The organism is Streptomyces sp. NPDC048461 (assembly GCF_055587105.1).
The window spans coordinates 190,121-202,849 of the sequence record NZ_JBVJGW010000015.1 but is presented as its reverse complement, the minus strand read 5'-3'; the positions used below and the strand labels follow the sequence as shown (position 1 = coordinate 202,849).

13 protein-coding genes are annotated in these 12,729 nt (G+C 74.9%); 8 read left to right on the top strand and 5 right to left on the bottom strand.

Annotated elements, in window-relative coordinates:
• The first annotated feature begins 44 nt into the window (after positions 1–44).
• The 3 genes from ACZ6S8_RS25360 (at position 45) to ACZ6S8_RS25350 (ending at position 1,802) form a co-directional block, all read left to right on the top strand.
• Entirely contained in the window at positions 45–686 is a 642-nt protein-coding gene (locus tag ACZ6S8_RS25360; RefSeq protein WP_469459356.1) for a hypothetical protein, read from the top strand.
• Positions 687–767: 81 nt separating this feature from the next.
• Positions 768–1,337, top strand: a complete 570-nt coding sequence (locus ACZ6S8_RS25355) for a hypothetical protein (protein ID WP_469459354.1) — start codon at positions 768–770, stop codon at positions 1,335–1,337.
• A 261-nt stretch (positions 1,338–1,598) separates the two neighbouring features.
• The gene (locus ACZ6S8_RS25350; protein ID WP_469459352.1) at positions 1,599–1,802 is read left to right on the top strand and encodes a hypothetical protein; all 204 of its coding nucleotides are present in this window, start codon (positions 1,599–1,601) and stop codon (positions 1,800–1,802) included.
• A 28-nt stretch (positions 1,803–1,830) separates the two neighbouring features.
• Here the strand turns inward: ACZ6S8_RS25350 and ACZ6S8_RS25345 are convergent, their stop codons facing one another.
• Both ACZ6S8_RS25345 and ACZ6S8_RS25340 read right to left on the bottom strand, forming a co-directional pair.
• A complete protein-coding gene (locus ACZ6S8_RS25345) occupies positions 1,831–2,814 on the bottom strand; it encodes a spherulation-specific family 4 protein (protein ID WP_469459350.1) in 984 nt (327 codons plus the stop codon).
• Between the two features lie 171 nt (positions 2,815–2,985).
• Positions 2,986–3,684, bottom strand: coding sequence for a TetR/AcrR family transcriptional regulator (locus tag ACZ6S8_RS25340; protein WP_469459348.1), 699 nt, complete (start codon positions 3,682–3,684; stop codon positions 2,986–2,988).
• Between the two features lie 172 nt (positions 3,685–3,856).
• Between ACZ6S8_RS25340 and ACZ6S8_RS25335 the strand changes: the two genes are divergently transcribed.
• Positions 3,857–4,318, top strand: a complete 462-nt coding sequence (locus ACZ6S8_RS25335) for a nitroreductase/quinone reductase family protein (protein WP_469459404.1) — start codon at positions 3,857–3,859, stop codon at positions 4,316–4,318.
• Positions 4,319–4,561: 243 nt separating this feature from the next.
• Here ACZ6S8_RS25335 and ACZ6S8_RS25330 read toward each other — a convergent pair whose 3' ends face one another.
• Complete coding sequence (locus ACZ6S8_RS25330; protein WP_469459346.1) at positions 4,562–5,875, bottom strand: geranylgeranyl reductase family protein; 1,314 nt, start codon at positions 5,873–5,875, stop codon at positions 4,562–4,564.
• Between the two features lie 181 nt (positions 5,876–6,056).
• Here ACZ6S8_RS25330 and ACZ6S8_RS25325 point away from each other — a divergent pair, with 181 nt between their 5' ends.
• Both ACZ6S8_RS25325 and ACZ6S8_RS25320 read left to right on the top strand, forming a co-directional pair.
• The gene (locus tag ACZ6S8_RS25325; RefSeq protein ID WP_469459344.1) at positions 6,057–7,421 is read left to right on the top strand and encodes a M20/M25/M40 family metallo-hydrolase; all 1,365 of its coding nucleotides are present in this window, start codon (positions 6,057–6,059) and stop codon (positions 7,419–7,421) included.
• 211 nt (positions 7,422–7,632) lie between these two features.
• On the top strand, positions 7,633–8,331 hold the full coding sequence (locus ACZ6S8_RS25320) for an MBL fold metallo-hydrolase (protein ID WP_469459402.1): 699 nt from the start codon (positions 7,633–7,635) through the stop codon (positions 8,329–8,331).
• Positions 8,332–8,400: 69 nt separating this feature from the next.
• Here the strand turns inward: ACZ6S8_RS25320 and ACZ6S8_RS25315 are convergent, their stop codons facing one another.
• Entirely contained in the window at positions 8,401–9,456 is a 1,056-nt protein-coding gene (locus tag ACZ6S8_RS25315; protein ID WP_469459342.1) for an NUDIX hydrolase, read from the bottom strand.
• Positions 9,457–9,627: 171 nt separating this feature from the next.
• Here ACZ6S8_RS25315 and ACZ6S8_RS25310 point away from each other — a divergent pair, with 171 nt between their 5' ends.
• A complete protein-coding gene (locus tag ACZ6S8_RS25310) occupies positions 9,628–10,614 on the top strand; it encodes a LacI family DNA-binding transcriptional regulator (RefSeq protein ID WP_469459400.1) in 987 nt (328 codons plus the stop codon).
• Positions 10,615–10,651: 37 nt separating this feature from the next.
• Here ACZ6S8_RS25310 and ACZ6S8_RS25305 read toward each other — a convergent pair whose 3' ends face one another.
• Positions 10,652–10,852, bottom strand: coding sequence for a hypothetical protein (locus ACZ6S8_RS25305; protein ID WP_469459340.1), 201 nt, complete (start codon positions 10,850–10,852; stop codon positions 10,652–10,654).
• 238 nt (positions 10,853–11,090) lie between these two features.
• Here ACZ6S8_RS25305 and ACZ6S8_RS25300 point away from each other — a divergent pair, with 238 nt between their 5' ends.
• Positions 11,091–12,641 carry a WD40 repeat domain-containing protein gene (locus tag ACZ6S8_RS25300; RefSeq protein ID WP_469459338.1) on the top strand — a complete coding sequence of 517 codons (1,551 nt, stop codon included), beginning with the start codon at positions 11,091–11,093 and terminating at the stop codon, positions 12,639–12,641.
• The last annotated feature ends 88 nt before the right edge of the window (positions 12,642–12,729 follow it).

The following is a 12,729-nucleotide window of genomic DNA, read 5'->3' as shown; positions in this document are numbered from 1 at the left end:
CCGTGGGGATCCCCTCTTGTCTGTGGAAACGAGGGGGGACGTGCATGGCGGGAAGGACTGGTCCGGCAGCCGGGCGTGTGGTGGCGGGGCTCCTGTGCGTCCTGCTGGCGGGGTGCGGCAGTACGGAACCGGGAGAGGCGGCCGGGCCCGCGCCCGCGCCCTCCCTCTCACCGACCGCCGACTGCGACCTCGACACGACGACCGACGATCCGAACACCGGGTACGCGGGCCCGCCGACGGACGAGGAGACGGGCGGATACGCGGGCCCGCCGACCGACCAGGAGACGGGCGGATACGCGGGCCCGCCCACCGACCAGGAGACAGGAGCCGGTGCCGGTCCGCCGACCGACGGGGAGATCGGCAACGGGGGCGGACCCTGCGGGCCCGCGGACTGGTTCGACATGACCCGGGACTTCCAGGCGTACCTCGGACAGCACCTCACCAAGGGCGACGACGGCACCGTCTCCCAGCGATCTGTACGGGAGACCCGCGTCCGGAAGGTGAGCACCGTCGGCGAGGCACGGATCACCTTCCGCTCCTCCTTCACCGACGACACCCGCAGTCGCGAGGCCGCTCTGCGCCTGGCTCGGCTGTTCACCGACTGGCGCCACGAGGTGTACGGCGACACGGGCACGCTGTCGGTCGGCACGACCCGAGGGACCGCGCTCATCACCCAGGCCTGGTAGCCCGGGTTACCCCGCGACGGGTGGTCGTACGAGGGCGTTCGGTAGGGTCGGCGTCCTCAAATGATCACGGGGGGTAATTCGATGTTCCTTTCCACTGCGCGCGGTACTGCCGTGCTCGTCGCCGCGCTGGCGGCCCTGGCCGTCTCGTGCAGCGCGGACCCGGCCGAACCGGCGCGCGCCGGCGCGTCGGCGTCGGCGTCGGCGTCTGCCTCGGTCTCACCGTCCGGCCCGCCGTCGGCCTCGGAGTCACCGTCCGCGTCGGCGTCGGCGTCCGCGTCCGCGTCCACGTCCGGCCGGCCGGAGGCCTCCGCGAGCGGCGGCGCCGCGGACCGGATCACCGCTCCGGCCGAGAAGGTCCGCGACGCCTTCGCCGGCCTGCAGGCGACGCTGAACGACTCGTGCACACCCGGCAACTGCGCCTACTTCCTCGGCCGGGTCCACGAAGAGCTCCACCGCATGGACCGCGCGATGAAGGCGGATCCGAAGGGGGCCGGGCACTTCCCCGAGCCGATCGCCCTCATCGCGAAGCTCGACGCGGAGCTCGGCGACGACCGCACCTTCGAGAACCTGAAGAAGCACGAGACGTTGCTGGTCGGCACCCGCGACAAGATCAACGTCTGGATGCAGGGCCACCCCGACGACTACCGCTGACGGGCCGGGTTCGGACACCTCGCGGGCGCGGCCCGGTCGGCCGGCACGCGGTCGGCTGCGGAAGCGATCGCCGTACGCCGTACGCCGTAACGGTCGGCTGCGCCCGCAAACCTCGTGACAGCTGCCCGACGGCTCGCCATCATGAGCTCCATGGACACGACGAGCACCGCCTGGATCACCATCGCGGCCTACGAAAACCTCGGACGCCTCCACCCGTTGGCGGCCGCACGCGCTTGACTGCGTGACCGGGGCATCGACTGGATGCCGTTCGCCCCGGACGAGGTGCGCTGCGACCAGTCCTGCGGCATCGGGTCCGACGGCCACTGGCACTGCTGGTTCACCGTCCGCGTCCGCGCCGGCGCGCTGTGGCGGCTGGGGCTGCACCCCGACCAGCCCTCCGCCGGACCCGCTGTACCGCCGCCGCCCGACTGGTGGTGCTTTGCCGCCGAGCGCGCCGCGCGGTAGTGCTCCGGGGGATTTCCGCGGCGCGGGGTCAGCCGAGGGTTGCCGCGTAGGTGGTCTGCGCCCGGTACTTCCAGTCCGGGCCCGCGTTCCACGGGTTGGGCATTCCGGCGCCGGTCGCGTACGCGTAGCCGGCGCCGCGGTCGAAGGCGGTGCGCAGCGTGGACTCCATGGCCGCCGCGTCCGGGACTCCGTGGACCAGGTGCCAGAACGCCGTTCCGCTCGGATCGAGTTCGGTGCCGGCGCGGTAACCGCTGAGGTGGTTGTAGACGTTGCCGCCGAGCCAGCCGCCGGCGTTGTACGCCGCGTACGTGTCCTCGTACGTGACGAACACGTCCGCGGTGCGGCGTTCCGGCTCCAGGTAGCAGTCGGCGATGGCCGTGCCGGGGTTGTTGACCACGAGGTCCGGGGCGGCCGGGTCCACGGCGTGCATGGTGTCCTGGACGTAGCGGCGGAGCTCCGCGTAGTGGTCGCGGGTCGCGTTCTCCGGACCGCACTCGCGGCTGACGACGTCGAAGAAGATGCCGTCGACGTGGAGCCGGCCGTCGGGGGTCTTCAGGTAGTTGTCGACGGAGGCCTTGACCGCGGCGAGGTCGCGGTTGCCGTGGTCGGTGTGGACGTAGCCGAGCACCTTCGTCCGCTCGCCGGTCGTGGTGGTGCCGCCGCGCAGGGCGTCGGCGCGGGCCAGCCAGGGGGCGTCGAACGGAGAGTCGCCGTTGCCCGGGTTGAGGACCACCACGGAGGCGGCCGGGCCGGTGGCCGTGAGGTCGGCCAGCATGGGGTCGTTGGCCCAGACGTACGCGGGGACCGCGATCTCCAGGCCCCGCACGCCCGGTACCCGGGGCGTCGGCGGGGCCGTGGGGGCCGGGGCGGGCCGCACCGCCGGATCCCCCGCGTCCACCGCCGCCTGCCGCTCGGGGCCCCCGGTGCGCGCGCACCCGGTGACGGCGGGAGCGGCCACGGTGAGTGCGAGGGCGGCGAGCACGGCGGAGAGTGCCTTCACGGCGCGGGGCATGGCTGTTCCTCCGGCGGCGAGGGCAAGGGGGCGACCCGAGGAACACTAGACGGACGGACCTTCGTTCAAGGCTGAACGGCCCGCATTCGTATGAGGAACAGAAGAGCGATCTGTCGCCTCATCATGTGAATCTCCATCAGGTCGACCACGGGGGCCGCCCGCACCGTCCTGTCATACGGCGGTCAGCCCGACCCCGTGCGCCAGTTGGTCCGCGGCGTGCGCGAAGAAGGCGTCCCGGTCCTCGACCACCCGGTTGAACTGGCCGAACAGCTCGAAGGAGACGAGGCCGACCAGCTGCGCCCAGGCGGCCACCAGCGCGGCCGTGACCTCCGGTGGCAGGCCGTCGGCGAAGTCCGCGGTCATCCGGGCCGCTTCGGGGCGCAGGGCGGCCGGCAGGGGCGGAAGGGCGAGGCCCCGGCCGCCGTGGGCGGCGCGCAGGACCGCGATGAAGGCGTTGGCGACCCGGGAGGCGGGGCCGACGGTGTCCACGGGCGCGCTGTAGCCGGGAACGGGGGAGCCGTAGATGAGCGCGTACTCGTGCGGGTGTGCGAGCGCCCAGACGCGGACGGCCCCGCAGATGGCGACCCACCGGGCGCGAGGCGGGGACCCGGCGGCGAGGGCGCGGGCGTCCGCCTCCTCGGCGGCGGCGCCGAGGCTGTCGTACGCGTCGATGATCAGCGCGGTGAGCAGGTCGTCGCGGCTGGGAAAGTAGCGGTAGAGGGCGGAGGAGACCATGCCCAGCTCGCGGGCGACGGCGCGCAACGAGAGCTTGGCGGCGCCTTCGGCCGCGAGCATGCGGCGCGCCTCGTCCTTGATGGCGGCGGTGACCTCGATACGAGCTCGTTCCCTGGCTCCACGCACGGTGTTCATGGGCGTCAGTGTGCCAGGAAGGCGGAGCGCCGCTCAAGAAGGGGATCACTGGACACAAAGATGAGCGTCGCTCCGATTTGAGAGCACTGCTCTTGCTTTGGTCCGGCGATCCGTGCACACTGATGTCAAACGAGAGCACTGCTCTCGCATTGCCGCATCGGCCCCGGAGGTCATCGTGAACGCGCCCACCCCGTACTACGTCCAGGCCGGCCCGCTCGCCACCCGCTTCAACGCGCTCTTCGGGAAGCTCGCCCGGTTCGGCATCAGCCTGGCCGGAACCGCCGAGCTCTCCGTCCGCGGCCGGAACTCCGGCCGGATGCAGCGGATTCCGGTGAACCCGCACACGTACGAGGGCGCCCAGTACCTGGTTTCGGCCCGCGGCCACTCCCAGTGGGTGCGCAACATGCGAGCGGCCGGCGGCGGTGAGCTCCGCGTGGGGCGCAGGGTGCGGAGCTTCACGGTCACCGAGGTCACCGACCCCGTGCAGCGGGCCGCCGTCCTGCGCGCCTACCTGGAGAAGTGGGGCTGGGAGGTGGGCCGGTTCTTCCAGGGCGTCACGGCCAAGTCCACCGACGCGGAACTCCGGGCCACCGCGGGCGACCACCCGGTCTTCCGGATCACGATGTCCCGCTGACCCGGAGCGGGGCCCGCCTCCCGGGCGCGGGTACGGGACCCCTGGGTAACGGGACCCCCGGGTGCGGGACCCGGGGGCGGGTCTCCGGGCGAGGGCCGGGGCTCGCCTACCGAGCGCGGGACGGGCCCCGCCTCCTGGGCCAGGGAGGGGGCTCCGGGCCGAAACCCAATCCCGGCCCCGCAACCCCCGTCCCCACTCCCGTCCCCCGCCCGGCACCCCGCCCGCCCCGCCCGTACACGCCGTCTAGCCGCGGCCACCGCCCGGCTTCCGGGCCGCCTGGCGCGCGTCCAGCGCGTGCAGGCCCTTGCGGGCCAGCGGAGACGTCCGTACGAGGTCGGCCAGGGTCGTCGAACCCCGGGTGATCCGCGCGAACGCCCGCCACGCCGGGCGCAGACCGGTGATCGCCGCGTGCAGCAGCCCCGGCCGGGACTCGAAGAGCGTCAGCATCCGCTTCCCGATCTCCATCTCCACGCCCAGCCCGGCCTTCACCGCGAAGGCGTAGTTCAGCGCCTGGCGGCGCGCGTCCACGGCGTCCTGCGACTCGGAGATCTTGACCGCCCACTCCCCCGCCAGCCGCCCCGACCGCAGCGCGAACGAGATGCCCTCGCGCGTCCACGGCTCCAGCAGACCGGCCGCGTCGCCCGCCACCAGCACCCGGCCCCGCGACAGCGGCGATTCGGGGGTGCGGCAGCGGGTGAGGTGCCCGGAGGAGACGGCCGGTTCGAAGCCGGCCAGGCCGAGCCGCGCGATGAAGTCGTCCAGGTACCGCTTGGTCGCCGCGCCCTCGCCCTTCGCCGAGATGACGCCGACGGTCAGGGTGTCGCCCTTGGGGAAGACCCAGCCGTAACTGCCCGGCAGCGGACCCCAGTCGATCAGGACCCGCCCCTTCCAGTCCTCCGCCACGGAGTCGGGGACGGGGATCTCCGCCTCCAGGCCGAGGTCCACCTGGCCCATCTCGACGCCGACGTGCGCGCCGATCCGGCTCGCGCTGCCGTCGGCGCCGACCACGGCCCGCGCCAGCACGGTCTCCCCGTCGGCGAGCACCACGGCGACGGTGCGCCGGTCGGGCACCGCCGTCCCGTGCTGCTCGACCCGGGACACGGCGGTCCCCGTGCGGACGGTCGCCCCCGCCTTCTCCGCCTCGGCGACCAGGCCGGCGTCGAACTCCGGCCGGTTGATGAGGCCGAAGAGCATCTGCTTCGACCGTCGCGTCCGGGCCAGCTTCCCGTTCATCGAGAAGGTGACCGCGTGGATGCGGTCCTTGAGGGGAAGGACGAAGCCCGGCGGCAGGGCGTCGCGGGACGGTCCGATGATGCCGCCGCCACAGGTCTTGTAGCGGGGCAGTTCCGCCTTCTCCAGCAGCAGGACGCGCCGCCCCGCCGTCGCCGCCGCGTAAGCGGCCGACGAACCGGCCGGTCCCGCGCCGACCACGACCACGTCCCACACCTCGCCGGTCTCCCCACTGTCCCCGGCCACCTCGTCGCCCGCCTCCCGCGCGACCTCTCCTGCACCTGCGTCTGCGTCTGCGTCTGCGTCGCGTACGTCGTCGCTGCTCACGATGTGCTGCTGCTCCTGATCACCCGGTTGCTCCGATGCCGGGGAAATCCTACGGCGAGACTCGGCCTCGCCCTGCTGTGCGAGGATCGGGACTGTCTTTCGCCGTACCCGGCATACGCACACCACGCGGATGCGGGCGGCGCACACGGAGAACAACGTCGCACCCACGAGGAGCGTGCCCATGTCCCAGAATCCGATCGCCGAGACCATCGCCTCGCTGATGCCCCGCGCCAAGCAGGAGCTGACCGAGCTGGTGGCCTTCCAGTCGGTGGCGGACTGGGCACAGTTCCCCAAGAGCGAGAGCGAGGCCGCCGCGAACTGGGTGGCCGACGCCCTGCGCGTCGAGGGCTTCCAGGACGTGGCGCTGCTCGACACCCCCGACGGCACCCAGTCGGTGTACGGCTTCCTGCCCGGCCCCGAGGGCGCCCCGACCGTCCTGCTGTACGCGCACTACGACGTGCAGCCGCCGCTGGACGACGCCGCCTGGATCTCCCCGGCCTTCGAGCTGACCGAGCGCGACGGCCGCTGGTACGGGCGTGGCTCCGCCGACTGCAAGGGCGGGTTCATCATGCACCTGCTCGCGCTGCGCGCGCTGAAGGCCAACGGCGGCGTGCCGGTGGCCGTGAAGGTCATCGTCGAGGGCTCGGAGGAGCAGGGCACCGGCGGCCTCCAGCAGTACGCCGAGGCGCACCCGGAGCTGCTGACCGCCGACACCATCGTCATCGGCGACGCGGGCAACTTCCGGCTCGGCCTGCCGACCGTGACGGCCACCCTGCGCGGGATGACCCTGATCAAGGTGAAGATCGACACGCTGGGCGGCAACCTGCACTCCGGCATGTTCGGCGGCGCCGCCCCCGACGCGCTGGCCGCCCTGATCCGGCTGCTCGACTCGCTGCGCGCCGCCGACGGTTCGACCACGGTGGACGGCCTGGCCTCGGACGCGGTCTGGGAGGGCCTGCAGTACCCGGAGGAGGACTTCCGCGCCGACGCGCGGGTCCTGGACGGGGTCGGTCTCATCGGCGAGGGCACGATCGCGGACCGCCTGTGGGCGCGCCCGGCGGTCACCGTGCTGGGCATCGACTGCCCGCCGGTGGTGGGCGCGACGCCGTCGGTGCACGCGAGCGCGGGCGCGCTGATCAGCCTGCGCGTGCCGCCGGGCGTGGACACCCCGGAGGCGATCAAGCTGCTGGAGGCGCACCTCGTGGCGCACACCCCGTGGCAGGCACGGCTGGAGCTCGAGGTCGTGGGTCAGGGGCAGCCGTTCCAGGCGGACACCACCAGCCCGGCGTACGCGTCGATGGCGGCGGCCATGCGGGTCGCGTACCCCGATCAGGAGATGCAGGTCAGCGGCATGGGCGGATCGATCCCGCTGTGCAACACGCTGACGTCGCTCTACCCGGAGGCCGAGATGCTGCTGATCGGGCTGAGCGAGCCCGAGGCGCAGATCCACGCCGTCAACGAGAGCGTGTCACCGCAGGAGCTGGAGCGCCTGTCGGTGGCGGAGGCCCTGTTCCTCGTCAACTACGCCGAGTCCAAGCGCGTGTGACCCCCCGCTGCCCCGGTGGTCCCGCCGGAGCCGACGGGGCGCGCCGGGGCAGCCGGGGCCGGTCCGTTCCCCGGCCGGTCCGTTCCCCGCGCCCGTCCGCTCCCCGCGCCCGTCCGTTCGCCCGGAGCGCACTGCGCCCTGGGCGTACTCCGCTCCTGGCGAAGTCCCGTGGCCCCGGGCGCGCCGGGATGCGTACGTTCGACGCATGGACATGGATCTCGTCGAGGTGCTCCCGAACCGGCTCCACATGCTCCGCTTCCCGATCGGCCAGGCCTACCTCTGGCAGGACGGCGGCGCCCTCACCCTGATCGACGCGGGCAACCGCCGGTCGGCCGCACCGATCGAGGCGGCCGTACGCTCCCTCGGGCTCTCGCCCGAGCGGCTGGAGCGCATCGTCCTCACCCACTGCCACCGGGACCACGTCGGGGCCGCCGGTGAACTCGCCGCCCGCTGGGGCGCCCGGGTGCTCGCCCACCGCCTGGACGCGCCGGTGATCCGCGGCGAGCTGCCCGTGCCCGAACCGGTGCTGCTGGACTGGGAGGTCGACCTGTACGCCCACGGGTTGACCGTTCCCGAGGCCCCGCCCACCGCCGTGGACGGAGAGCTGGAGGACGGCGACGAGCTGGGCTTCGGGGACGGGGCGTACGTCGTGCACGCCCCCGGCCACACCGACGGCAGCATCGGCGTGCACCTGCCGCGCCACGGCGTGCTGTTCACCGGGGACTGCGTCGCAGCCGTCGGCCCGTTGATGCTCGGGGTGTTCAACGTGGACCGGGCCCGGGCCGTCGGCTCCTTCCGCCGGCTCGCCGCGCTCGCCCCGTCGACGGCCTGCTTCGGCCACGGGGACCCCCTCACGGTGGACACCGCGGCGGCGCTCGCCCGGGCCGCTGCCGGCACCCCGGCGGGCTGACCGCGCGCGGCGGGGATCCGGGCCCCGGGCCGGCCGCACCACGGCCCGGCCGGCCGGATGCACCGCGGCTCAGCCGACCGGGACGCCCGCCTCCAGGTAGAGGGGCCTGCCGCGCTCGCGGGCGCGCAGCGCCCAGCGCAGCCGTTCGTGGCGGTACGGCGGGAGCATGTCTGCTGCCTCCTCCTCCGTGACGAAGCGCCAGGCCCGCAGCTCGGGTCCGGGCAGCCGGAGCCGGGCCGCGTCCCCGGCCCCGATCCGGCCGCCGTCGAAGAGCAGGCGCAGCCCGCCGTACCCCGGCGGCCGCGGGGACTCCCAGTCGACGACGAGCAGCCCCGGCAACCGGTCCAGTACGAGGCCGAGTTCCTCGGCGACCTCCCGTACGCCGGCGCGGGCCGGAGCCTCGCCGGGCTCGACCACCCCGCCGGGGAACTCCCAGCCCGCCTTGTACGTCGGGTCCACCAGCAGCACCCGGTCCCGCTCGTCGAAGAGCAGGACCCCGGCGGCCACCGTCTCGCGGGTGGGCTCCGGGGTCTGGACGATGTCGCAGACCGGGGCCGCCTCCGTGCGGACGGCCTCGGCGATCCGCTCGGCGGTCTCGCGCACGCTCAGGGTGCCGTTGTCCAGCACGTGGGCGTCGGCCGTGAGCCAGCCCAGCGCCTGCCGGTAGACCGGAATGTGGTCGTACGCCCACTGGCGGACCCTCAGGTCCACGTCCTGGGGGGCGCCCGGCTCCTCCCGCGTCGCGATCCGCTGCCGCAGGATCGTTTCCGCAGGGGCGAGCAGCACGTGTCTCACCGGAATGCGGCGCGCCGCCAGCCCTCCGAAGATCTCGTCCCGGTAGTCCTGCCTCAGCAGTGTCATCGGGACGACCAGCACCCCGCCCAGCTCGGCGAGCATCGCCGCGGCGGTGTCCACCACCAGACGGCGCCAACTGGGCAGGTCCTGGTAGTCGGAGACCTCCGCAAGCCGCTTGCGGGGCAGGAGCACGCGCAGGGCGTCCCCGATGAACTCCGGGTCGAACAGGGTGCCGTCCGGCAGGATTCCGGTCAGTTCGCGGGCCGTGCTGGTCTTTCCGGCGCCGAAGGTGCCGTTGATCCAGACAATCACGTCTACCCCTCTCCCCATGGCTCGTCCGGAGCCCCCAGTGGCTTGCCCGCACCACCCTGCCACGGAAACCTCGCTCTCGGCCGAGTGCTTATCCTCAAGGTCACAGCCCTGCCCGATACCTCCGGAGGTTTCCCCACCGTGTCCCACAGCCGCCGCCCGTCCGAGCCCCGCTACGGCAACCGGCCGACCATGAAGGACGTGGCGGCCCGGGCGGGGGTGGGCCTGAAGACGGTGTCCCGCGTGGTCAACGGGGAGGCCGGGGTCACCCCGGACACGGAGAAGCGGGTCCACGAGGCCATCGAGGCCCTCGGGTTCCGCCGGAACGACAGCGCGCGCGTGCTGCGCAAGGGCCGGACCGCGACCGTGGGCCTGGTCCTGGAGGACCTGGCCGACCCGTTCTACGGTCCCCTGAACCGGGCGGTGGAGGAGGTGGCCCGCGCGCACGGCGCCCTGCTCATCAACGGGTCCAGCGCCGAGGACCCGGACCGGGAGCGGGAGTTGGCGCTCGCGCTGTGCGCCCGCCGGGTGGACGGGCTGATCGTGATCCCGGCCGGGGACGACCACCGCTACCTCGAACCCGAGATGCGCGCGGGCGTGGCCACGGTGTTCGTGGACCGCCCGGCGGGCCGGATCGACGCGGACGTGGTGCTCTCCGACAACTTCGGCGGCGCCCGGGACGGGGTCGCCCACCTGATCGCCGCGGGACACCGCCGCATCGGCTTCGTCGGCGACCACCCGCACATCCACACCGCCACCGAGCGCGTGCGCGGCTACCGTGCCGCCATGGAGGCCGCGGGACTGCCCGTGGCCGCGTCATGGGTGTCGCTCGGCTCCACCACCCCGGCCCGGGTGTCGGCCACCGCGGCCGGGATGCTGGCCGGGCCCGCACCGGTGACCGCCTTCTTCGCCGGGAACAACCGGGTGACGGTGACGCTCGTACGGGTGCTGGCCGCCGAGGCCGGCCCGGTCGCGCTCGTCGGGTTCGACGACTTCGAGCTCGCCGACCTGCTGCGCCCCGGCATCACGGTGGTCGCGCAGGACGCGGCGGCCCTGGGCCGGGTGGCCACCGACCGCCTCTTCCAGCGCCTGGCGGGCGCGCACCTGCCCCCGGTCCGGCTCGAACTCCCGACGCGCCTCGTGCCCCGCGGGTCGGGCGAGATCCCGCCCGCCGGCTGACGCCCAGACGCCGGCCGGCCGGCCGCGCCCCGCCCCCTCACCGGATCAGCCCGCGCAGTACGGGCACGGCCGCGCCGGCGGCGGTCAGCCCGGCCAGCACCGCCAGGGCGGGAGGCGTACCGCCGAGGAAGCTCAGGCCGCCCGCGACGAGCCCGGCGAGCAGGGCGGCGAGCAGGACGACGGCGGTGTGCAGCGTGAGGAACGGCGGATCGGTCCGCGGCGACGGTGAGGGGGTCATGTTCCGATTCCAGCCCCCCGTCGGGCTCGGGACCCCACGGACCGAACGGACCGGATCGAAGCCGATCACCGCCGAACCGGCCCGGACGGAGCCCCGGTCGGACCGTACGGGCGCGAACACCCCGTGCCGTACGGGCCCGTTCGGAAACGTCCGGAGCCGTTCTCCCCGGTTCGGGCCCCGGGGGCCGGCGAACGGCTTTAGCGTGGGCGGCAGTCGACCGGGGAGGGACGGGCGCCGGATGGAGCCGTACGGCAGCTTCGAGCAGGGCCTGGCCGCCTTCGCCGCCGACCTGCGGGGACTGCGCCACGCGCGCGGCAGCCGCTCGTACCGCGACCTCGCCGCGCGGGCGGCGCGGACGGGCGGCGGCCTGCGGCTGCCGGTGGCCACGCAGAGCGACGTCTTCCGCGGCAAGCGGCTGCCGGGCTTCGACACCCTGATGGCGCTGGTGCGGATGCTCTACGCGTACGACGAGTACGGCCGCGAGGTCCCCGTCCCCCCGCACGGCGCGCCCGCCCTCGCGCCCTGGCGGACCCGCTGGCAGGCGCTCGCCGCCCTCCAGCCCACCGGGCCGCCCCGCCCCGGTGTCCCGCCGGCCACCCGCGGAGCGCCGGACGGCGTCGCGGAACCCGCGCCGGCGCCCCGCGACGCACCGCCCGCTCCCCCGGCCCCCGCGCCCGGCCGTCTGCCGGCACCGGTGCCCCTGGTGCACACGCTCCGCCCGGCAGCGGCGTACCCCGGGCCCGACCGCCCGGCCGGGGGCGGCACCCTGCCCGCGGCCCCGGACGGCGGGACACCGCGGGTCCGGGACGCCGCGGCCGGCGCGGACCGCGGCCGGGGGGCCGCCGCCCCGCGGTCCCTCGCCGCCCGGGCCTTCGAGGAGGCGCGGCACGACGGCGGCGTGCAGCTCCCGCCGCTCGACGTGGGCGCCCCGCTGTTCCGGGTGGCGTTCTCCCCCGACGGGTCGGTGCTCGCCACCACCAGCGGCGCCGAGGCGGCCCACCTGTGGGACCCGGTGACCCGGCAGGGCCGCGCCCGGCTGACCGCGGCCGCCTGGGCGCTGGCGTTCTCACCGGACGGCAGGACGCTGTCCACGGCGCGCGGCGGGCGCGGGATCACCCTGTGGGACGTGGCCGACGGCAGCGCGCGGACCACCCTGGCCGGGCACCGGGGGGCCGTGAAGCGGGCCGCGTACGCCCCGGACGGGCGGCTGCTGGCCACGGCCGGCGCGGACGCCACCGTACGGCTGTGGGATCCGGCGGCCGGCGGGGCCCTGGGCGGCCCGCTGACCGGCCACCACAACGAGGTCGTCGCCCTGGCGTTCTCCCCCGACGGGACGCTGCTCGCCAGCGGGGGCGCGGACCAGCTGGTGTGGCTGTGGGACCTCCCGCGGCAGCGGCGGGCGCACGGCCGGCTGCTGCGCGCCGAGTCGGGGACGGTCTGGGCGGTCGCCTTCGCCCCGGACGGCCGGACGCTCGCCACCGCGGGGGCCGACGGAACCGTACGGCGCTGGGACCCCCGGACCGGGGAGCCGCTGGGGGATCCGGTCTTCGCGCACAGGAGCGACGCGTACGAGGTGGTCTTCGCACCCGACGGCTCGCTGCTCGCGACGGCCGGGGCGGACGGGCGGGTACGGCTGTGGGACCCGGCGACGGGCGCCTCCGTGGGCGGCCCCCTGCTCGGGGGCGGCGGTCCGGCCGTACAGGGGCTGGCGTTCTCCCCGGACGGCTCGCTGCTCGCCGCGGGCGGGCTCGACGGGGTCCTGCGGCGCTGGATCGTCGGACGCGGGTAGCCGCCGAGGGCGGCCCGCCCCGGAGAACCGGCCCGTGCACGACCGCGGGGCCCGGCCGGGGTCGTCCGGCCGGGCCCCGCGGTCTCCG

Coding starts and splice junctions, on each gene's coding strand:
- ACZ6S8_RS25305 (WP_469459340.1), bottom strand. CDS start 10,852: ATGACCCCCTCACCGTCGCCGCGGACCGATCCGCCGTTCCTCACGCTG.
- ACZ6S8_RS25360 (WP_469459356.1), top strand. CDS start 45: ATGGCGGGAAGGACTGGTCCGGCAGCCGGGCGTGTGGTGGCGGGGCTC.
- ACZ6S8_RS25325 (WP_469459344.1), top strand. CDS start 6,057: ATGTCCCAGAATCCGATCGCCGAGACCATCGCCTCGCTGATGCCCCGC.
- ACZ6S8_RS25350 (WP_469459352.1), top strand. CDS start 1,599: ATGCCGTTCGCCCCGGACGAGGTGCGCTGCGACCAGTCCTGCGGCATC.
- ACZ6S8_RS25345 (WP_469459350.1), bottom strand. CDS start 2,814: ATGCCCCGCGCCGTGAAGGCACTCTCCGCCGTGCTCGCCGCCCTCGCA.
- ACZ6S8_RS25315 (WP_469459342.1), bottom strand. CDS start 9,456: ATGGGGAGAGGGGTAGACGTGATTGTCTGGATCAACGGCACCTTCGGC.
- ACZ6S8_RS25340 (WP_469459348.1), bottom strand. CDS start 3,684: ATGAACACCGTGCGTGGAGCCAGGGAACGAGCTCGTATCGAGGTCACC.
- ACZ6S8_RS25300 (WP_469459338.1), top strand. CDS start 11,091: ATGGAGCCGTACGGCAGCTTCGAGCAGGGCCTGGCCGCCTTCGCCGCC.
- ACZ6S8_RS25310 (WP_469459400.1), top strand. CDS start 9,628: ATGAAGGACGTGGCGGCCCGGGCGGGGGTGGGCCTGAAGACGGTGTCC.
- ACZ6S8_RS25355 (WP_469459354.1), top strand. CDS start 768: ATGTTCCTTTCCACTGCGCGCGGTACTGCCGTGCTCGTCGCCGCGCTG.
- ACZ6S8_RS25320 (WP_469459402.1), top strand. CDS start 7,633: ATGGATCTCGTCGAGGTGCTCCCGAACCGGCTCCACATGCTCCGCTTC.